The sequence below is a fragment of the Spartinivicinus ruber genome, assembly GCF_011009015.1.
Lineage (GTDB): Bacteria > Pseudomonadota > Gammaproteobacteria > Pseudomonadales > Zooshikellaceae > Spartinivicinus > Spartinivicinus ruber.
This window is the reverse complement of record NZ_CP048878.1, coordinates 1306235-1326683: the sequence shown is the minus strand read 5'-3', so window position 1 is coordinate 1326683 and position 20449 is coordinate 1306235. Positions and strand designations below refer to the sequence as shown.

At 39.0% G+C, this 20449-nt stretch carries 27 protein-coding genes; 7 read left to right on the top strand and 20 right to left on the bottom strand.

Going from position 1 to position 20449, the window contains the following annotated elements:
- Nucleotides 1-197 precede the first annotated feature (197 nt).
- From G4Y78_RS06290 to G4Y78_RS06280, 3 genes are all read right to left on the bottom strand, one after another.
- Complete coding sequence (locus tag G4Y78_RS06290) at nt 198-527, bottom strand: hypothetical protein (protein WP_163832219.1); 330 nt, start codon at nt 525-527, stop codon at nt 198-200.
- Nucleotides 528-580: 53 nt separating this feature from the next.
- A complete protein-coding gene (locus tag G4Y78_RS06285; protein WP_163832218.1) occupies nt 581-973 on the bottom strand; it encodes a hypothetical protein in 393 nt (130 codons plus the stop codon).
- A gap of 688 nt (nt 974-1661) precedes the next feature.
- On the bottom strand, nt 1662-2165 hold the full coding sequence (locus G4Y78_RS06280; RefSeq protein WP_163832217.1) for a YcxB family protein: 504 nt from the start codon (nt 2163-2165) through the stop codon (nt 1662-1664).
- Between the two features lie 832 nt (nt 2166-2997).
- Between G4Y78_RS06280 and G4Y78_RS06275 the strand changes: the two genes are divergently transcribed.
- On the top strand, nt 2998-3573 hold the full coding sequence (locus tag G4Y78_RS06275; RefSeq protein WP_163832216.1) for an SLOG cluster 4 domain-containing protein: 576 nt from the start codon (nt 2998-3000) through the stop codon (nt 3571-3573).
- On the opposite strand, the gene G4Y78_RS06270 is transcribed toward G4Y78_RS06275, so the two are convergent.
- The 16 genes from G4Y78_RS06270 to G4Y78_RS06195 all read right to left on the bottom strand — a co-directional run bounded on the left by G4Y78_RS06270 (nt 3570) and on the right by G4Y78_RS06195 (nt 14327).
- Nucleotides 3570-4292: an SDR family NAD(P)-dependent oxidoreductase gene (locus G4Y78_RS06270; protein ID WP_222937652.1), complete on the bottom strand. Its 723-nt coding sequence runs from the start codon at nt 4290-4292 to the stop codon at nt 3570-3572. The two genes, G4Y78_RS06275 and G4Y78_RS06270, sit on opposite strands and share 4 nt — an antisense overlap.
- Before the next feature lie 97 nt (nt 4293-4389).
- Complete coding sequence (locus G4Y78_RS06265) at nt 4390-5031, bottom strand: GTP cyclohydrolase II (RefSeq protein ID WP_163832215.1); 642 nt, start codon at nt 5029-5031, stop codon at nt 4390-4392.
- A 376-nt stretch (nt 5032-5407) separates the two neighbouring features.
- A complete protein-coding gene (locus tag G4Y78_RS06260) occupies nt 5408-5602 on the bottom strand; it encodes a hypothetical protein (protein WP_163832214.1) in 195 nt (64 codons plus the stop codon).
- Entirely contained in the window at nt 5595-6776 is a 1182-nt protein-coding gene (locus G4Y78_RS06255; protein WP_163832213.1) for an Arm DNA-binding domain-containing protein, read from the bottom strand. The genes G4Y78_RS06260 and G4Y78_RS06255 overlap by 8 nt, the downstream gene beginning before the upstream one ends.
- On the bottom strand, nt 6776-6970 hold the full coding sequence (locus G4Y78_RS06250) for an excisionase (protein WP_163832212.1): 195 nt from the start codon (nt 6968-6970) through the stop codon (nt 6776-6778). The genes G4Y78_RS06255 and G4Y78_RS06250 overlap by 1 nt, the downstream gene beginning before the upstream one ends.
- A 10-nt stretch (nt 6971-6980) precedes the next feature.
- On the bottom strand, nt 6981-7286 hold the full coding sequence (locus tag G4Y78_RS06245) for a carbon storage regulator (RefSeq protein ID WP_163832211.1): 306 nt from the start codon (nt 7284-7286) through the stop codon (nt 6981-6983).
- A gap of 9 nt (nt 7287-7295) precedes the next feature.
- Nucleotides 7296-7529 carry a hypothetical protein gene (locus tag G4Y78_RS06240; protein ID WP_163832210.1) on the bottom strand — a complete coding sequence of 78 codons (234 nt, stop codon included), beginning with the start codon at nt 7527-7529 and terminating at the stop codon, nt 7296-7298.
- On the bottom strand, nt 7519-9144 hold the full coding sequence (locus tag G4Y78_RS06235) for a DEAD/DEAH box helicase (RefSeq protein ID WP_163832209.1): 1626 nt from the start codon (nt 9142-9144) through the stop codon (nt 7519-7521). Before G4Y78_RS06235 ends, G4Y78_RS06240 begins: the two co-directional genes overlap by 11 nt.
- A complete protein-coding gene (locus tag G4Y78_RS06230; RefSeq protein ID WP_163832208.1) occupies nt 9141-10181 on the bottom strand; it encodes an oxidoreductase in 1041 nt (346 codons plus the stop codon). The genes G4Y78_RS06235 and G4Y78_RS06230 overlap by 4 nt, the downstream gene beginning before the upstream one ends.
- A 197-nt stretch (nt 10182-10378) precedes the next feature.
- A complete protein-coding gene (locus G4Y78_RS06225) occupies nt 10379-10957 on the bottom strand; it encodes a DUF669 domain-containing protein (RefSeq protein WP_163832207.1) in 579 nt (192 codons plus the stop codon).
- A gap of 11 nt (nt 10958-10968) precedes the next feature.
- Complete coding sequence (locus G4Y78_RS06220) at nt 10969-11721, bottom strand: ATP-binding protein (RefSeq protein ID WP_163832206.1); 753 nt, start codon at nt 11719-11721, stop codon at nt 10969-10971.
- Nucleotides 11722-11723: 2 nt separating this feature from the next.
- The gene (locus G4Y78_RS06215; RefSeq protein ID WP_163832205.1) at nt 11724-12140 is read right to left on the bottom strand and encodes a DUF7173 family protein; all 417 of its coding nucleotides are present in this window, start codon (nt 12138-12140) and stop codon (nt 11724-11726) included.
- Nucleotides 12141-12223: 83 nt separating this feature from the next.
- Complete coding sequence (locus G4Y78_RS06210) at nt 12224-12433, bottom strand: hypothetical protein (protein ID WP_163832204.1); 210 nt, start codon at nt 12431-12433, stop codon at nt 12224-12226.
- A complete protein-coding gene (locus G4Y78_RS06205; RefSeq protein WP_163832203.1) occupies nt 12430-13344 on the bottom strand; it encodes a recombination-associated protein RdgC in 915 nt (304 codons plus the stop codon). Before G4Y78_RS06205 ends, G4Y78_RS06210 begins: the two co-directional genes overlap by 4 nt.
- Before the next feature lie 11 nt (nt 13345-13355).
- Entirely contained in the window at nt 13356-13745 is a 390-nt protein-coding gene (locus G4Y78_RS06200) for a helix-turn-helix transcriptional regulator (protein WP_163832202.1), read from the bottom strand.
- Nucleotides 13746-13889: 144 nt separating this feature from the next.
- Complete coding sequence (locus G4Y78_RS06195; RefSeq protein WP_163832201.1) at nt 13890-14327, bottom strand: helix-turn-helix domain-containing protein; 438 nt, start codon at nt 14325-14327, stop codon at nt 13890-13892.
- Between the two features lie 344 nt (nt 14328-14671).
- On the opposite strand from G4Y78_RS06195, the gene G4Y78_RS06190 reads away from it, so the two are divergent.
- The 6 genes from G4Y78_RS06190 (at nt 14672) to G4Y78_RS06165 (ending at nt 19697) form a co-directional block, all read left to right on the top strand.
- Nucleotides 14672-16894, top strand: a complete 2223-nt coding sequence (locus tag G4Y78_RS06190) for a bifunctional DNA primase/polymerase (RefSeq protein ID WP_163832200.1) — start codon at nt 14672-14674, stop codon at nt 16892-16894.
- 358 nt (nt 16895-17252) lie between these two features.
- Entirely contained in the window at nt 17253-17423 is a 171-nt protein-coding gene (locus G4Y78_RS06185) for a hypothetical protein (RefSeq protein WP_163832199.1), read from the top strand.
- 6 nt (nt 17424-17429) lie between these two features.
- The gene (locus G4Y78_RS06180; protein WP_163832198.1) at nt 17430-17810 is read left to right on the top strand and encodes a VRR-NUC domain-containing protein; all 381 of its coding nucleotides are present in this window, start codon (nt 17430-17432) and stop codon (nt 17808-17810) included.
- A gap of 7 nt (nt 17811-17817) precedes the next feature.
- A complete protein-coding gene (locus G4Y78_RS06175) occupies nt 17818-18411 on the top strand; it encodes a hypothetical protein (RefSeq protein ID WP_163832197.1) in 594 nt (197 codons plus the stop codon).
- A 247-nt stretch (nt 18412-18658) separates the two neighbouring features.
- Nucleotides 18659-18994, top strand: a complete 336-nt coding sequence (locus G4Y78_RS06170) for a hypothetical protein (protein ID WP_163832196.1) — start codon at nt 18659-18661, stop codon at nt 18992-18994.
- Nucleotides 18995-19061: 67 nt separating this feature from the next.
- Nucleotides 19062-19697 (top strand): hypothetical protein, encoded by a 636-nt coding sequence (locus G4Y78_RS06165; protein WP_163832195.1) that lies wholly within the window; start codon nt 19062-19064, stop codon nt 19695-19697.
- Nucleotides 19698-19768: 71 nt separating this feature from the next.
- Here G4Y78_RS06165 and G4Y78_RS06160 read toward each other — a convergent pair whose 3' ends face one another.
- Nucleotides 19769-20251 (bottom strand): VOC family protein, encoded by a 483-nt coding sequence (locus G4Y78_RS06160; protein ID WP_163832194.1) that lies wholly within the window; start codon nt 20249-20251, stop codon nt 19769-19771.
- Nucleotides 20252-20449: the final 198 nt, after the last annotated feature.

Sequence of the window (20449 nt, the reverse complement as noted above, 5' to 3'; positions counted from 1 at the left end):
GCAAAAAGATTATAGCCTTCTACTTCCAGCGATTTGCATGACTAGGTATTAATACCTTGGTCTACGTTGTGGACGGCTGTTAGATTTTGGTTGAGCCTGATTAACTTTCATATCACGACCTTGTAGGTTAGCCTTTGATTGCAGCATCTGACTTAATAGCATTAAGCATTGGGCCAGTGTCAGCGTAGCCCAATACCTTACCCTGTTAAGAGCTTACCAATACGACTTGAAAGCTCATGTTTTTCATTTGTTTTTAAGTAGATTAACAATTCTTGCAGGTACAATTCTTCTGGGACTTGAATAACATCATCGTCTCCATTCCAATATGCTACCTCGATCATTCCATCTGGGATGTGGTAACCATCAACTTCCTTATCGTAGTCGTCTAGATCACCTGGATACAAAACTCCATAGTAACCATCGTCGCCTCCGTAACCAGTTTTCTTTTCTGCAAACTCTACAAGCTCATCGTCTGAAGGCCAGTTGAAATCGAAGAGTCGCCGAATTACCTCTATTTCATTCATCATTTACTCATAACGCCGCCATAAAAGGATAGCAACTTGTTAAGTACATGAGCCAACTAGTAGAGTTTAATTTCTAATATAATATCTGTAATTCGGTGTTGCACTTCAAGACGCTGCAACGCTTGTGAAAGCCCAGCGATATTTTGCTCTCTATGTCCACACTCCCATCCTTTGCCTGGAGGGCGCTCCCAGTAAAATCGTGAAGGTACAATAATATGGGCTATTTCGCTATACAAGAACGGCTGCCCCCATGTGCCCCCATCCTTTACATACGTATCAGTTAACTCATCATTATTTGGTAGCCCAGACCGCCAGTAAAGGCAGTCTTCTTGGAGCTTTCCAAAAGTGGTCCATGCACACCAATTCTCACTATGCAACGACGAACAACTTCCTTGGCCCAATACTTCATTACAGGCTGTGAAAAATTTAACCCAATCAGAATTATTCATAGATTGACTTAACTATTAATGAACGTCACTCTGACGCAAAGTACTATGTCGCATTGACGTATAACAATCGAATACATTTTAGCCAAGCAACAAACTTATTACTAGAATAATGCTGATAGGAATCACTCTACCAGCAACCAACCACACAAATTACTTGATAGAGAACAAGGGTTGACAAGTTCATGGAACAATTAAAGAATGCGATTGAATTGCTCTGAGGTAAGAATTGCCAGCGAACACACTCCATTCGCTAACTCATATCAAGACAAGCATTGCTAATGAACATAGCCAGGCATCAGGTTACCACATCTCAATAAAGATAGCCCTATTTTGAATACACCTACGTCTCCAGCATGACAGCATACTTATCAAAACCTGCAATAATTCATTTATAAACACCAAATAAATAAAAAACTAAAAGTTATCATAATTTTTAAACTATCAGCGTTTTTAATCAGGGGCACAAAAAAAATATTTTCTACGTTGCTCCCTGACATTGAAGATGCAAAAAAATGCGGCTCAATTTTTAAAAGATGCATCCAGACTCTCTACTGACAATCCCACAACATATATTCATGAACTTGTGGACTACCTGCAAAACTTGAAAATTATTAAATATGGTCAAAACCGCAAATAACCGGAGCAATGCAAGCACCAGCGAGTATTGCGTCCATGTAGATTTGCCTTGTTATGCTTCATTGCCTACCTTTTCGTGTAATGTTGTAATCAGCCCACTTAAATCAAAACCACTTTCAGCAATTGATTTAGGAATAATGTGGTATAGCCCTGGCATTGGATATATTAGTAAGTAATCGTCATTTTGACGCCACTTGTGCACCTGTTCCCATCTGACAATACCTTCCCCATCTGATGCGGAAAATTGAACCCCTTCATTTAATAAATGAATCTTTATCGGCTCTTGAATTGCTTTATATTTTCTATAATCCCTTCTAGAAAGAATTGGATTTATAAGAAATCTCATCACTATCGCAACACTACCACCACCTACTAATCCACCTATTGCACTACCTTTAATAACTGGCGAACCAAAAATTGCAGCTATAACTGCTACACCTATTATTATTAGGTATATTACAGCAGCCTTTGTTGTAATTTTTGAGAACAGCTTCATTGCTCTCACATAATCATCTTCTGTAATTGAGTACTCTGTATTCATATTATTCTGAAACATAACTTTTAATGAACGCCTCTCTGACGCAAAATGCTACGTCGCATTGACGTATAACAACCAAATATATTTTAACCAAGTCACAAACTTATTACTAGAATAATGTTGATATGATGCACTGAACTAACTGATTTACATAGAATTGGCCATTATTTAAACGGCACTTACATACAACATCATATCATCTCAATAGATATTTGTGTGGAGGTGATCATGACAAGCCTGCTGCTTGGAAAAGTAAGACAAGAAATTAGGGTTAAACACTACAGCCTAAAAACAGAAGAATGCTACTTGTATTGAATACGACACAATTATTGTTTTCTTAAAATAAATAATTTTCACTGAAAATGTATTTTTTACTTAAACTGAGATAATTTTTCACTTTGTGAAAATAATAAATAATTCCTAAAACGATTAAACAACAAGGCTTAGCTGTTAATTATTACCACAAATAAATTTTCATAAAACTCGCAGGTGTGGAGGATGAGTGCTTTTTCCAACCTCCTAGATTCCAGTACCCTCCTATATAACGGTCACAGCCTTCGGGTGAATGGAAGTGATGTGACATTAATAAGAAAATAATCTGATATACGTAAAGGTAGGTGTTAGTGAAATAGCTCGATTATACTAAGGTTAGAAAAGCTGCAAGTTGTTAAATATATATAGTTGAGAGTTCTTGCTCTTCAGCCCTTTATACATTAAAGATACGATGCTTTTCAGCAGAAACAAAAATCTGCATCCAGTAGTTTAATTATAAGCGATACATGTGACACAATAATTAAATGTATACGCTAATTAGTACATAGTGAAAACAAGAACTGTGAGGGAACACTAAATGATTATTGGAGTTTTCGGTTCAGCTGCAGGAATCTCTACAGGATTAGAGCAACAAGCAATACTTCTTGGTCAGTTCATCGCAGAAGCCGGTGCAACACTTATTACTGGAGCCTGCCAAGGACTACCTTATGCAGCAATAAAAGGTGCTAAAAAGTATAATGGCGGAACGATTGGATGTACTGCTGTCACGCATGAAAAGCTTCACGAGTCAATAATGGGCACTTCTGTAAGTTATTATGATCAGCTCATTTATATTCCAAATGATTTTACACATAAACAGATACATCAAGTTTGCTTAAAGTATCGTAATGTAGTTGCAGTAAGCCACTGCGATGCAGCTGTTTTTATAAGTGGTCGATGGGGAACTCTCAATGAATTTACAATTGCTTATGATATTGGTAAACCAATTGGTGTACTTACTGGCAGTGGTGGTATGACTGAATTTCTCCCAAGTTTACTTGAAGCATTTCAAAAGCCAAGTGAAAGTCGTCTATATTTTAACGAACAGCCAAAATTGCTTATTCAGCAACTTATTGAAGATCACCAAATGAATAAGCAAAAAATCAATCATTAAGTATATTGCCCTCCATTAACAGGTAAAATAGCACCTGTCATATAATCAGGTGCCTCAAATGCCGCATAGCTAACTACCTTTGCAATTTCCTCAACCTGACCTGCCCGTTTTATATGTGTTGACTGAATAGCACACTGTTGACGCTCAACTGAGACATTTCTTGACATTAAAGAATCAAAAATTCCTGGATTCACTCCTAACACTGTGATTCCCTGAACAGCAAATGACTTTGACAAACTAATCACCAATCCATTTAGACCTGCCTTAGCAATACCATAACCAATATCTCTACTACCTACCCAGGAAGCTGATGACCCAACAATTACAATACGACATTTGCAGTTATAATTAATACATCGATTAATAAGCTCACAGCAAAACGATGTTACAAACACCAAGTTGATATTAATTTGCTCCAGCACCTCTTTTGTTAACAGCGGTGATTGACCTTGCACCTGACTCCCTTGATGACCAAACCGCCCTATACAGCTGATAAATATTAATTCATGGGTAAAGTCCAATGGAAGATTTTGCCATACATCCTGCATTGATGTACAAGAAAAATTAAATTGCATATAATTTGATAGCTGTGAAAAATTTTCCTTTTCATGTTGATCTATACCTAATATGTATATAGGAGAAATTTTTTTCTTTTGTTTTAAAAATGCACCTGCTAATGAGCTATTAGCGCCAAGTAGTAATAGAGTATGATTTTGCATAATCTGGTCTCTGCTAACTGTTTCCTACACTAATTCAATAGTTATTAAATTACTTGATAAAACCTATTGCATAGTCAACCTCGACAAATAAATATTATTAATTAAGAGATAGATCAGATATTTTGGGTGATAAGTTTTTATAATGTAGGTGATTTTGGTGAATAACTTTTGACGAAAGACATGCTTCATGCTCTTTACATTGACTGACTATAGGTATTACCTCTAAGACATCAATCCCATGAGTCTTTAAGTATGTACATTTTTGTGGATTATTCGTAATAAGATTAACTCGATTTATGTTTAAATTATTTAGAATTAAAACAGCATAATAGTAATTCCGGCTATCTTCAGGCAACCCTAGTAATTTATGAGCATCGAAAGTATCAATATTTTTTTTCTTCATAAGTTTATATGCTTCTATTTTATTGACAAAGCCTACCCCTCGACCTTCGTGATTAAAATGATATATCATAAGACCAGGATTTTCTAAAAAAAATCTCATAGTTTGTTGCAACTGATAATTACAATCACAACGATTATCACCGAATATATCAGCGCTAAAACAAGCTGAATTTATTCTAAAAAAAGGCACTAGATTTGTATCAAAAATAAGAGGGTTATATACAACAGCATGAAAAGACAATTGACCATCTTGATTTGTAACTTCATATGCTCCTAGCGATAATCCTTGATAAGTTCCCACCAAATCTAATCCCAATGACTTACGTACTACTTTCATATGCACTCCTTGCAAATTCAGAAACACCTCAACTTAAGTATAGTCGAATAAACTTTCAAACATCAATAGCTGTAATTAATAAAGCTTAAAATAAGTTATAATTGCAAGACAGATCAATTTCGTCTGCGACTATTGCTTAGCATTAATGACTAGTTTTAGCTATTTTCTTATAAACAATTTCTTCCCTTTCCTTAGTAATTACTGAAGGTTTACTCTTATCACAACAGCAAGAAGAGCCATGTATTGACTTCCACAATAACTATAGAAACATAAGATAGGGTTTAAATTTTTGGCAGAAGCAACTTCAAGGCCAAGTAAAATATAAAAAGTTAATTAATCTATTCCAAAAACTGCTATCATTTTTATTTTATATTTATTAAAGCATTATTTTAAAACCAGAATTCTGCTCATTAATACTATCCGCCTGCTGTATTAGGCTGAGTTTATTAGTAGGCCCAGCAGGCGTATGGCCATGAGTAGACAAATCTAAAAAAGCCTGTTCAACCACCGCCATAAATTCCGACAGCAGTTGTAGCACAACAGTGAAGCGATATAAGATGGTTTCACACATCTGAACTCACCACAAACTCCCCCCAATCATGATTAGGCTCATAAGAACTTTGCGCCCCAGCTTCCTCAATAAACTTGCCATAATGTCTATTGATCATCTCAATACCCTGATGCCCCATTTGGCTGGCAATCCAGAATAGGTTTTCATTCCTGGCAATCATCAAGCAAACAAAGGTGTGTCTGGTCTGATAAGGATTACGGTAACGCAACCTAGTACTTTTAATTGCAGGCATCCACGCCCGCTTTCTTATTTGCTGATCATCATCCCAAGGTTGATTAGTCCTTGGGTTATGGAAGACGTATTCGCCCTCCCCTGTATACTTCAGTTGATCCTGAATAGCCTGCAATGCTGGCGGAAATAAAGCTATCTCCCTCTCCCCTTTCTCACCGGTTTTAGTACCCTTCATCTGCCTTTCTACCTTAGCTTGATCAATCAGCACTTTACCTCTGGGTAAATCCACCTTATTCCACATCAAGCCAATTAGCTCACTGGTACGAACACCCGTAAAAAAGGCAAATTTATATGCATTGTGTACCTGCCCTTCCATGGCCTTTAACAGTATTTCAATTTCAGTCGGTGTAAATGGATCAATTTTATAGTCACTTCTCCTAGCCTCCTTATGAACTACATCATCAAGCGAGATAGAATCCATAGGTGACTTAGCAATAATTCCATCTACAACAGCCAGCCGAAGTACTTTAACCAAGGGTATAAGATGGTTGGCAATTGTCTTACGCTTACACTCCTTTGACTTAATCCACTGACGAATACGCTTAGGCGTTAGCTCAGTAGCTAATATATCACCAAACTCCGGCAGTAGTTGCCCTTCTATCGAGCGACGGTAACGAAGCTCAGTTGAGGGCTCAACCGTACGAGATAAATCAGCGGTATACTCATTAAGCAATTCAGCTACAGTGATATTTTCACGAGTCTCCTCACCAAATAATTTACATCTAGGTGATTCAGGAAAATATTCACTGTATTTAAATAAGCCTCTGTTAATTTTGCTAACGATTTCTGATCTCAACGATTCAGCATATTTAATATTGGCCTTATTTGGCTTAAGCCTAAGCGTCTCACGACACTGAACACCACGATAAGAAAAGGCAACTTGAATAGACTCTGTTCGGTTATTTTGCCGAATACTGACACCTACAGGCAACTTACTGCTCACTAGTGCCTCCTCGGTTCACTTTTTTGAGCCCACTTTTCTACTGCCTCAAGGTTTACCCAAACTCGCCCATCACTACAGGTTCGATACTCACGATCACGTAAAAAAACACCTTTCTTTTGTTTATTAGCGAATGCATCCCGAGTATCACCAGATAGTTCTAAATACCTATTTAGCTTAACCCACTTAAGTTGCATTTCATTCTCCTTAAGCAACATTTAATGATTTTTCGGGTTTAACTTTCTTATTTCTTGCTTCCAGCTCACTGCGTAATATGATGACATCTCTCGGCGCATCAAAATAAAAACACACTTGACCACCTTTATGTCGAATAAAGAAGGTAATATCGTCACCTAGCTTTTGATAACGTTCGTAAGGCACCTCCTTAATTTCTAGTTTTTCATTGATTGCTAGTCCTACTCGGGCCGATTCCCGATTAAACCCACCTAATGAAATTCTGATATGATTACCAATATAAATGGCCTGCCCGTATTTTCGTGAGAGTGCTAACATGGTGATTCCTTAATGTTGAACCGGGACAACTGGGATATTGTTAAGGGTGTAAGGTGGTTTACATTTACCGTTAGTCTTTGTTAGTAAATTTTTCCTAAGCCTTTCATATTGTTTAATTTCTAACTGTATTCTTTCAGGCTTTCGTCCATCTGCTTTGGCTAGCTTATAATAGTTAATATACTCCCTCATTCTCTCAACAACCTTTCTGTTTTCTCTTGATAAATACATCTGGTTAATTTCCATAAGCCATTTCCTTTATTGTCTCGGGTAGAAACTCGTAATTAATTATTTTTTTGTATTTGCCTTCCGGTTTAACCTGAATAGCGGATGGGGTTTTGATCTTGTTATTATTTAAATAGGCCAATGCCGTATCACAATCATTCGGGCATGGCGGTTGATAACCGACCCGTTGCACCCACCAGGTTAATGCCCGGTGTTTTGGAAAGCCGGTGTGCTCAAAACAAACCCACTCATCAAAAAATTCAGTGCCACATTGATAAGTGACTTTGACTGAGTTATTCGAAAACGCCTTACTATGCAGCTGATAAAACACCGCTTCCACGGGATACCATTCAGCCTGTTGCATAGCAGACAAAACCGCTTTATTACTGGCCGTGGCTTTATGGGGGGCTTGTGCGGGAAAAATATACCCGCAATCTGGGCATTCTTTTTCAAAGCAAGGAATCAATAACTGGCATTTGGGGCATTCCTTAATAGGCATTTCACCCGGTTCTTTTTTCTTGCCGGCATTTCTCACTTTGATTTGATCAATCGGCCCATGGCGTTCAACATTGCCGCCATAATCCAGCACTAAACAATTAGCCTTGCCGGTTTCGGGTGATATCCGTAATCCACGCCCTAATATCTGCACATACAGCCCAGCGGATTTAGTCGAACGTAATAACGCAATTAAATCCGTTCTAGGCGCATCGAATCCCGTCGTTAAAACACCTTGCGAAATTAGACAACGTATACTACCTTGTTTGAACAAAGTAATAATTCTATCCCTTAACTTATTAGGTGTCTTACCATGGACGATCCCCACGGAGACACCTTGCTTTTTTAATTTCTCTTCAATTTCCAAACAGTGTTTTACCGATACCCCAAAGATTAACCAGCTTTTTCGGTCTGCACCTAACTCCATAATTTCAGCCAAGGCTTTATCAGTTAAATCATCTTTATTAACCGCCTTTTCCATATCCTTGGTGGCATAATCGCCATTTTGAGTCCGTACGCCAGTCAGGTCTATTTTCTGCCTGCCACCTTTGGTGACTAAGGGCGATAAATAGCCATCATCAATTAATTGCTGAATATCGGTTTCGTAAACAATCTCATGGAATAAAGCATTATCCCCATGAGTTAATAAGCCTGATTTCATCCGATACGGTGTGGCTGAAAACCCAATCACTTTAATATTGGGATTCATCTTTTTCGCATCGGTAAAAAACTGACTGTACATAGTGGTATCTTTATCGGCGTTAATTAAGTGGCACTCATCTACAATAATTAAATTGAATGGACCTAAGTCAAACGCTTTGGAATACACGGATTGGATACCGGCAAATAAGACACTGGCATCTTTGTCTTTGCGTTTTAAGCTAGCCGAATAAATCCCCATATCCACATCAGGGGCCAGGGTTTTTAATTTGCTGTAATTCTGCTCCAGGATTTCTTTTACATGGCTGAGTATTAAGATTCGTTGGTTAGGAAATTGGTTTAATACCAACTGACACCAGGCGGCTATCACCACCGACTTACCGCCACCAGTGGAAATACAGATTAACGGATTCCCAGTGGCACGATGAAAGTATTCAATCAGTGCCTGAATCGCTTCCTGCTGATAAGGTCGGAGTTTCATGCCACCACCTTGGCATCAAAGTGGTCACGGATCGCTTCAACGTTTTTATCGTTTAATAGTGATAAATCAGAAACGGCCCTTAATTCACTGCTCTTGTAGTGTTCAGGTGCTTCACCAGTGGTAATGATTTCCCCTGTGGCTTTGATAGCAAACTGATACCAGTAATCCCCACTATCCAGTACTTCCGCCCAGGGATACAACAGATGTGGGTTATACATATGGCTCTGACAGCCCCAGCGTTGTTGCTCATCGGTCGGATTGAGTTGGTAACGCTCACATAACCACTGACCATTGGCCACTGGGGTAGAATGCATACAGGTACGACAGTTAACCGGTGGTAATTTGTTTTGATGGCACACGGCTTGGTGGTCGCAAAACTTGCACTTAAACCAGCTCGGGTCTTCGTTAATTTTTGCCGGTGGTGCACTCGAAAAAATCACATTACATGCTTTATCAATTGCCTCCCTGGCATGCTGTTGATCATATTCAACCCGTTCACCATAAAGTTCGTCAGTGTTTTTATTCACGGCAATATAAAAAGCTCGCTCGAATCCGCCGAGGTGCATATAGACTTGCATTTGGGTGTAATGCTGGGGTTTGGATTCCTTAACCTTTTTCTTTTCTAATTCCTTAAAAGACTTCTCGCTGTGAGTCTTCATCTCTACGACATGGGGTGTCTTTGGGGCTTCAGGGAAACCTTGACCAATGCCATCCATACTGCCACCAAAGTGACCATCACAAGCCACGACCCGATATTGCAAACCGGTCTTTGGGTCTACGGTATGGATTTGTACGCCAATGGCTCTTAGGTTTTCAGCAAAGCGCGCTTCGGCTAACTGGCCAGTCTCAAATAAGCGCAATAGCTGACCCGAATGATTGCTAGGGGTACACCAATGAAAGTCATACCACAGCGCCCGTTGGCATTCTTTACCAATAATGGACGCGCCCAAGTGTGCCCGAAAACCACTATCAGCATTTTTTTCGTAATGTTGGTAAATGGCATTAACGGTTGTGTTACTGGCGTCAGGAATTTGCATATGGTCACTCCCTGGTTACCGGCTATTAAAAGTGTCGTTTTCAGTAAAATTTTTTATTGCAGTTGAGGTATACTTTTCTTGTAATCCTCAATCAGATAGTTTTTTAATCTTGCGTATATTGCATTGCTTCGTTGTTTTATCGATTAGCCCTGAACCCGCGTTAACGAAGCAATGCTTTTTTATATTTTCTTAAATAATTAAACGGCTATTTTTGCTACTTGCTCAGATGAGGGCGTATTAAACACAGGCTGACCATTAGGACCACCTACATTCATGGGTTGTTGTGGTACCTGAGTAACCGGCTGTTGTGTTGTATTTTGAGGTGGCATGGTTGGCACAGCTGTTTGCTGATAACTGCCTGGTGATGCCGGTTGTTGCATGCCAAACTGATAAGCCGTGAATTTTTTAATGGTATTCTGCTCACCATATTTATCGTCACGCTTCATTCCAAGCGTTAACACACAGGGTTTTTGTAATAACTGGTCAGTATCCTGCGCATCAGGAATCCCAATGGCATGAGCAATCGCCGACAGTCGTTGCCGACCTAATTTCTCCGCCATGGTATTTTGGTGAGTAATATTGACTGCATCAAAAATATTACGATTAGCAAACTCGCCTTCAGTAATTAACCATTTACAGTTAATAAATTGGCCGGTGCCTTTTGAATTCGCTTTAATATCGGCTTCTACCAACATAGCGATATAATCACCGGCAGGTAATACCTCAAATCCGGCATTAGGATCATATTCACCTGTATTAAATCCAAAACTTGCCATGATGACTCTCCTTATACAGAGGGTTGTGGGTTAAGTGCATTGGTAAATGCCTCCCATGCAAGGGGCATTTTTTCGGGTAAGTTAAAACGGTTTTTGGCTATGTAAGCGGGTTTTTCCACGGTATGAATCAACCGTTGTCCAGTGGAAATACCTCGGGCTTTTTCTTTACCAAAGCCGACATCGGCTTTATTAATGTTGACCTGATAATTACAGAACAACACACAGTCTACTGACTCCTGAACTAAGCCACTGGCTTTGTCATTTAACTTAATTTGGTAGCGGTCATAAGAATCCGTTTCAGGACTATCAAAACGTTTAATATGGGTATGAGCGGTTAAAATATAGGTCATGCCTTTTTGGTTACGTAACGCATCCAGCCAACCTAATATTTCACGCCAATAACGTAAGGCTTCCATATAGCCTTTGCCATAGCCAAAGTCTTCGATACTGTCTTTATTACATTGCTGGGCCGTATGGGTCCAAATTAAGGGTTCTAAATGATCCAGTGAATCAAGCACCACGGTCTGAAATTCGTGTTGTTCATTATATAGAGCCGCTAAAGCTTGAATAACTTCTACATAATTCGTCAGGAGTGGAAATGAATTTAATGCTAATTGACCGGAACCATCTTCGGTAAATAAAAATATGGGATTCGGAGCCCCGGCGGCAAAGGTGGTTTTACCAATGCCATGAGTCCCATAAATCAATATCCGTGGAGCCTTAATCCCGTTGGTTTTTGAGATACTGGCTAATGAAATGGCCATGGTTATTGCTCCACACGCTCAACGCTAACGCTGGTTCTGGCAGGAGTGGAAATAACCGCATGGGCTGCTACATTGTAGGTTTTACTGTCGGTCTTCATTAACTCCTTAAAGGCTGTGGTATTGACCTCATACTTCACCCGAAACAAGTTATTAAATAAGGTTGGATTTATGGACTGCGCGACATCAGCTAATTTATTGACATCTACTTTGCGACTAATCTTAGAGTTAGTTTTTAACTTGAATACTTCCGTTGCTTTACTGCAAGTGCCTTCTGGCTTACGGCCAATTAATTCAATCAGTTTATCTTCAATAGCACGGCGGCTTTTTATCGCTTCGGTTTCTTGTTGTTTGGCAAACTCCCATTGATTAGCTAATTCATCGATCATATTAACGGGTTGTGGTTGTTGGGTTGCTAACATTTTGTTTTCTCCTTCACTTTCTTCAGGCAATAAAGTGCCATGGCTCTAATTTGAGCGTTTTTAAATTCAGCTTTTTATTCGGTTTAGAACCCGGCAGGTTCTCTTAATAATCGATGTTTGGCTTTATCTAATTGATAACGTAATCGTACTCTCAGACTGTTGTTAATCTTTAATAATTCGTGGTACTCCTTGGAAATTTTCTCCCACATAATTTCGGCTTCAGTTTTTCTCCTTCTTAATGCTTGGTTGGCTTTTAGTTCAGTTTTGGGTAATCGGGTGGCCATGGGTTTCATGCCGCTTGCTCTTCTGGCAATCTTTCCTCAACCAATCCACCAAACGCTTTAATTAAGGTGTTAATAATTTCACTGATGGTTTGCTGAGTGACAAACGCATTAACCCGAAGATAATGAAGCTTGTCTTCTTCCTCATTATTTATAAAAGAATCGGTGTAAGCGTCATCAATTTTAAGTCTTTTGATTTGCATGTTTTCGGTAACATCAAACGTGTAATGCACACTTTCAAGGGTTAATTGCTTAACCTGGCGAGTACCACATAAATCAACAATTTCCTGATCGCGTAAATCTTCTTTCCGACAGGTAATAGAACCTTCACCATTGGAGATTTTAAAGCAGTCGCCTAGCTCAAATTCAGAAAAGTCTAAGGCTTCCTGGTATATCCAGGCGGTCATGATCAAACTGGGTTCTTGTTTTGTCACCATTAGTTCACTGGAAAAACCACTGACTACTTGTCTGATAGCCCCTAAGACATAATCCAGCGCTGTAGTATTGCAGCTACCCACCACTAACCAACCGTTTTGGGTATCAATATAGGCATCAATGGTTTTATAAAGGCTAAATGCTTGCGGGAGTAATTCAACACGGACAGCATCTTTTATTTGGTCTTTTTCTTGTCTTGATAAGGGTTTACCGTTTTTTTCTTCGGCTTCTACCATGCGTCTTTGGGCATGGTGTTCAATCACCGCTTTAGGCAATATTTTTTCTTCGATTTTATAACGGAATAAAACTAAGTGATCGCCCATTAAAACAAAGCTATCGTCTACGACCGGTGTAAACCCATGGCTTAATTCTTGGGTTTTACCGCAAGGCTGAAATGCATATTGTTGTAATCCACCCATTATTTTTTCGACCACCATATCTGAGTGGACCTTAAGCCTATAAACAGTTGCTTCCTTTATTGATGCCATTGTGTGGCTCCTTATACTAATAATGTCGTTAAGTCATCAGCTCGCCGCACAGGTCGTTGAGTAATGCGAACCTGGCGGGGTTGATTCGGGTCATCGTCTTGGGCAGTTAATAGTGGTAAATCAGGTAGTGTTAATGCGGCTAATACCATCAATAGTGGGGTGACCACTTTTAGCCGAATTAACTCAGCCACTAAATGTGCCCGGTTATGGGTCCGTAGCTTGTAATGTACGGTTTTAATTCGTTGCGTCACTGTGCCCGGTGAGACTTCACAATCGCGGGCAATCTGTTTATCTGACTTACCCGCTAGGAGACCGAAGCAGTACAACGTCTCCCGAGGGGCAAGGTGCGGATTGTTCAGGTGCGCTTGCCAGTGTCCTTCTGCTATTACGTTACCGTCCATTTAGTAACTCTCACTAATACTGTGTACTTAGTATTCTTAGGTAATCTTTGATTACTTTCAAGTATAAAAAAATTACTAGAAGAGGTGGGTTAATTAAAAATATCTATAAGAATGGAGAGACAGGAGTGAATTAAGAAGGGCTAATTACTTAGATGTATTATTAATTTCTTCTCGTTCTTCAATAATATCAATTATTGATTTGAGTAACTTCATATCCGACTGAGTGAGTTTATCCTCAAGTCCAAGACGAGTAATATTAGTTGCAACATAGCTTACATCTTCCATGATTCTGTTACGATCATAGTTCTCATTATCTACTTTATCTGGGTGCTCTACTTTTATTCGCTCAGCCCATTGACCAGTAATTTCACTTTCATCTGACGATAGCCAGTCAAAAGAACAGTTTAGGAGCTTACTAATCTCTTTCAGCATTAATGGGGCTGGGGAGTTTCTACCAGTTTCCCAGGCGGCAACAGCTGACTTTGTAACACCAAGTTTCTGCCCTAGCTCTTCTTGCGTGAAAAGCCGGAACTTTCTAACCGATTTAATTCTATCTTTCAGCTCGCTTTTTTTCTCGCTCATATAGTAAGCGTACCATCTCTTTCAAAAGAAGTAGAAAGTAATCAAAAGAAAACTTTATCGTAACTATTGACGTACTTAGTAATCTTTGTGTATCTTGTAACTCATAGTAATAAAAAGCCGGAACCTCCCAAGGGAAGTCCGGCTAAACCCGAAACAACAAAGGAGATGGGAGAGGTATAAGGAGTAGCCTCGCGACTATTGGGCTCTGCACATCCCTTGGTTGAGCAATAACTATATCTGAGTAGGTCTTTGATGTCACTACTGCTAGAGATGACTGTTTTACTAATTAGTACTGGATTGGATTATCCAGCAGTACCAGTATGCCTAAATCAGGGATGTCGAACATGATGCCAGATTTAAAACCCGAACCCACTGAGGATATTGCTTGGCAGTTGAATGAACAAGGTTTTACCTTAATTCCATTAGGTTCACCTTTTGATACACCACCACCGTATTTTGTTAATGACCGTTGTGATGGCGATTTAGAAAAAGCCAAAGAACGTTGGCCTAAAACACCACGCACCAGTTGGCATAAATACCAGAAGCAACCGCCGTCTGATCAAGAAATAGAGAATTGGACACATCAATTTCCCTATGCCAATTATGCCATTGTGACGGGGCGTAATGTGATTGTTGTGGACGCCGACTCTGAAGAAGCCGTTCAATTTATGGAGTCAGGTGCCGTCGGTCGTACTCCATGGAAAGTAAAAACCGCTAAAGGGAAACACTATTACTTTCAGCCCAATAAAAGCGTGGATATTCGAAATTCAGTTAATAGCAAAACAAAAATTGATTTTCGTGGCCATGGAGGTTATGTCGTTGCGCCTGGCTCCACTCATGCCAGTGGTACTAAATATGAATGGGAAATTGACCCCACGTGGCCGGTTGATTCTATCCACGACTTGCCATACCTAACTGAGCAAGACTTAATTACCATTAACCAGTTTAATGACGCGACTAAGCCTGCGACCGGTAACATTGGATTTAACCTGGCTGATTATTACCATCATAAAGCCGATGGCAATTCAGTTAATGAAGGTGAACGAAATAAATCGGCTGTTTCCTTAGTGGGGCAATATCTCGCAGGTGGCATGGATTTATACACCATTAAGCAGATATTAAACGAATGGGATAAAGGGAATAACCCACCATTAGGCCAGGCTGAATTAAATACGTGTATTGCCAGCTTAGTGGCAACCCATCTTAGAAATCATCCCCATGATGTGGTGCCAGTTTATCCTATTGTAGCGAGTCAACCTAAAGACGAGCCTGTGCCTGAATCTTTGCCTGACCATTTATATAAGGTGCCGGGTGTATTAGGGGAAGTCGTTAAGTATATGAATGATACGGCCACTAAAAAACAACCGGCGCTAGCTATACAATCAGCCTTAGCATTGGGGAGTGTGATCTGTGGGCGTTTTTATCGTACCAATAAAAATAATTTTTCATCGCTCTACTTTTTGAATATTGCTAAAAGTTCCAGTGGTAAAGAACATGGTAAAAAAATTGTCGAGCGGATTTTAGAAGCGGCTGACTTGGGCGAACTAATTTCAGGAAGTGGTTATACCTCAGCTGGCGCCGTATTCAGTGAATTGTTAACCCGACCTGTGCATATCTCAATTATTGATGAGTTTGGCAAACTGATTGAAAGCAGCCAAAAAGCCAATAATACCCAAAAAGATGAAGCCATTACTCAACTGGTGGAATGCTGGGGGCGTTGTGATGGTACCATGCGTCCTCCGTCGTATTCGACCATGACACTCAGTAAATCCCAAGCGGAAGATGTGCGTAATCGTGTTATTCGTAGCCCAGCTTTAACCTTATTGGCTATGACAACACCGGGCACATTTTACAACAACTTAAATTCACAGTTAGTGCGTGATGGCTTTTTAGGACGGCTGTTGATAATGGAAAGCCATTTATCCAGACAACCAAGTATTGATCCTGATGTGCGTCCTGTGCCTGAAAGTATTTTAAATTGGATAAAAGCAGTACGTAGTAATCTGGCTGGAAACATTACTGAGATAAAAGCCGCTAATGAAACTGTCGAACAAAAGGTATTAGTATTTCAAGCCGATGCATTAATGTTGTTAAAAGAATTTGAACAGGAGTTACTAGCTAAACAAGAAGAAGTGGAACAACAAGGACTTGATGTCTTATTAGGTCGAACGCGTGAAAAGGCCATGCGGATTAGTTTAATCCTCGCTTTATCTAAAAATCCCTATGCAAAGACAATCGAGAAAGAATTAGTAAAATACGCTATTGACTATGTTCGCTATTTGGATTTTAAATTACTAGAGACAGTATCCAAAAAAGTAGGTGGTTCAAAATTTGAAACAGAATTGAAGTCATGTGAAGATATCATTCGTAAAGCAGGTGCTAAAGGATTAACAAAATACGAAATAAGTCGTAGTCCTGCATTTTCAAAACTTGACCCTAAACAAGAAGACCTCATTTTTAAGGCGCTGATGAGTAGAGGCTTAGCCCAATTTAGTAACAACATTAAAACACGTGGACGATCACGAGCCGCTTGGGTCCATGCTGCATACTTCGCAGAAAACAAATAATGTGAAAGGATATAGTTGATTTTAAAAGAAAAAATCGACTTTTCACAAGTTATCCCATTTTCCTATGTGTTAGGATATCGTTGATTTTATTAGGTTTTTTTGCTTCTCACAGAAATAACACGAGAGACACCCCTTTCCTAATTTATATGAGAAGTAAAGGACAAGAAATGAACAAAATAAAAAAAGGGGGTATCTATGTGATAAGTGTGAAAAGTAGGTATATATATTAATAATTATTATTTTTTTATTTATTTTTCATATATTTATACACATTCTCACTTATCACAGACTTTTCTCAACTTTTCACATGGCATTGTGAAAAGTCAAAACCCGAAATAACGAATGGAGAATAACAACAATGAAAAGCAAAGAACGAACGACCAACTTGATTGCCATGGCAAAACGCTTTGAGAGGCTCGCAGAGCAGCTAGAAGACAGTTTAGAACATGGCAGCAGAGAACTAGCCCTGGCAGTGAGAAAAACGGCTGAGGGGCTTAAAAGTGGCAAGTGTGGTATGTGTGGAGAGTAAATAACAATGCGTGACCTTGAAGGAAAAGAACAAGCCGATTTATTTCGTTGGTTACATGGCAATTACCCTGATGTTTATCGGCATGCCTTTCATGTGCCTAATGGTGGTCATCGGCATGTGGCGGTAGCAAACAAATTAAAACAGCAAGGCGTTAAAGCTGGGGTACCTGACATTTTTATTATGATGCCCCGTGGTGGTTACCATGGGTTGGTCATTGAGTTTAAAGCCAGTCCTCCTGCTAAAACACAAGTGTCAGCCAATCAAAAAGAATGGCTAAACCGGTTAGCCAGTCAAGACTATCTGGCCGTCTTGTGTCGTGGAATCGATGCGGCTAAGCAACAGATTCAAGATTACTTAACGCTACCCGAAAATAAAAAAATAGCGTAAGTGTTTAATGACCCGAAACGACGAAGAGTATATAAAGATGAGTGCAATGACCTTATTAACACCTAAGTCGGTTAAATATGAAGGTGTACCTGGTGGAATGCCAACGTTAACCCCTGAAGATGTCGCGGCGGCACTTGGAATGGGAGACTTACCACGTGAGGCGTATTTATTAGGACTAGTAAAGTACAACAATGATAAGACAGTTATACACGAACTCGATAAATTGACTCAGCAGTTCATTATCACAAAGGGGATTAATGAAAAGTGGCGTGAACCGTGGCCAACTGATAAGAAAAAGTCACTGTTCTTTTTTCTTCAGTTTGCTAGACAAATGATTAACGAAGTCATTTTTGAGAACACTTGTCAGACATGCAATGGCACTGGTGTATATCAACATAAAAGCTTTACACGTAAGTGTCGATGTTCAAATGGAAAAAGAGCACTTACTAAAGCAGAACTCGCCGAAAAATGTTGTATTACTTATAAAAGTTGGTGTCAAACATGGCATGCCCGTTATTTAGAATGCTTGGATGAACTTCATAGTTGGGATAAAAAAGTGAATCATCAACTTTTTTGCTATTTATTTGAAAAAAGTTGTTGACCAGGGTGCTATGTTGGATATATACTTTTCCCAGGCTTAAAGATATTGCCTAAAGAAAAGTAAAAATGCTCAGTTAAGAAAGCCCTGTCAAATGACGGGGCTTTTTTCGTTTCAGGCTAACAACTTTTATGCTCCCTTAAGCACAAGCAATACGCCTAATCTGCAGTACCACAATTGAAGTCTCACCAAGCCTTACATCGTTAAGGCTTTTTTTATGTCTTTTGAAAAGTAAAAAGGTATTACTTACATGCAACACGACTTAGTGTCTGATGAAAACACTTTTGTTCTTATTCAATCTAATGACCTTAACTTACAAGTAAAAGGTAAAATGATGGGCTTTGCGTCAGGACATCTTGTACAAGGCGGTGAATGTAGTGAAGAAACATATAGGCTATTTAAAAGCCTTGAAGGTAAATATGTAGCGCATATAAAGGCCATATTATATAAACCATTTCATCATGTATCTGAGTGGGCACATGTAGAAGATAGCTTAGAAAAAATCACTGAGTTTTTTGGGTATAATGCAGTAGCTAAAGAGCTTTACGACCAAGCTGGTATACACTACACCACCATTATTAACTAGTCTACTTGAAGAGGCCCTGCATTGTCGGGGCTTTTTCGTTCTGGATACTAAAAGGAAAATCTATATCATGCTAAAGCATTTACTTATTTCTCTACTGATTCTTAGTACGTCTGCAATAGCACAATTTAAAGTTCCCAAAGATGCACCAACTGAAAAGTGGGAGCTGACTGGAAGTAATATGTTACCTAACTTAAATAACATACAACCTGGAGACAACCTCTACTCTCTTAAAACACCTAAGATGTGTTTAGGTGATGATGGTGAACTCTTGTTGATAAAGCAAACCTCTATCTATAAGAGCAGCTCAGATAATTATACGTCATTTAAGTTATCTGTATTAAAAGATAATAAGGTGTCTATTGATGGCTTGACTGAAGGCGATGTAGAAGCAGGATTTGGCCTTCCATTCATTCGCCTGCTTAGAGCTTTAGAGTACTGCTCAGCAAAAGAATTTAGTGGTGAGATCAAAATCCCAGACTATTTCAAAGTAGAAAGCATTTACGGATATACAAGCTATGAAGAGCTGGCTGCAGCATCTAAAGAAGCTGGTAATTTTTTGTACTTTTTACCTTATCTCCCTCCGTACGAGTTTGATCCTGGAATTGAAGCAGAGCCAATAGATTTAATTAATTTTTCTGTAGATGGAGTAAATCATGCGATTTTTGGAAACTCATACGAACTACCTTTTGAAACGGTAGAGTAAGCCAGATGTAGAGTCATATTAACTATAAATTTAGTTGAAAAGCCCTATCAGAAGACAGGGCTTTTTTCGTTCTAAGACTTACTTTTTTCCACTGGAGAAAAAGGCACCTTATCCCAAGTTGTGGTAGGAAATTCTTTGTTAGGTACTTTTTTAGAATCTAATTCTAGGTACATATGACCAGGCACTTCAATATAAAGTTGGTAAACACCATCGGCTCTTCTTACTGGTCCTAAAAATGGTATATTGTTTTTTGTTAGCTTAGTTAGATATGGGTTTAAGTCCTCAACTAATATAGCGCCATGATTATCCATAAATGTAGTAAAAACAGTCATATCTTGATCTAACGCATCTATATATTGATAAAACTCCTTAGTTTTATTATGTCCATACCGGGTTTTAGCATCGACAAAATGAAGCTCTAATCCTGAATCAGGAAAACGAACCCATGACCGACCTTTAGCAAGAGTAGGGTCAGGTATGGATATTTTATCCATACCTAATATATTGATGCAGAAATCTGCTGCCTGTTTTGAATCGAGTACACTATAAGTCATTTTCCACACTTTTGGAGTCTGAATTCTTTCCTGACTTGTTGAATGTAGACTTGCCAGTATTAACAACGATGTCAAGCAAGCCTTTGATAGTATGTTCACGTTAGCTCCCTAATATTAGTTAACTCATTGTGATGTATTATGTAATAACATGATGATCTACATCTTTCACAAATACACCATAATATATACTTAAATAAA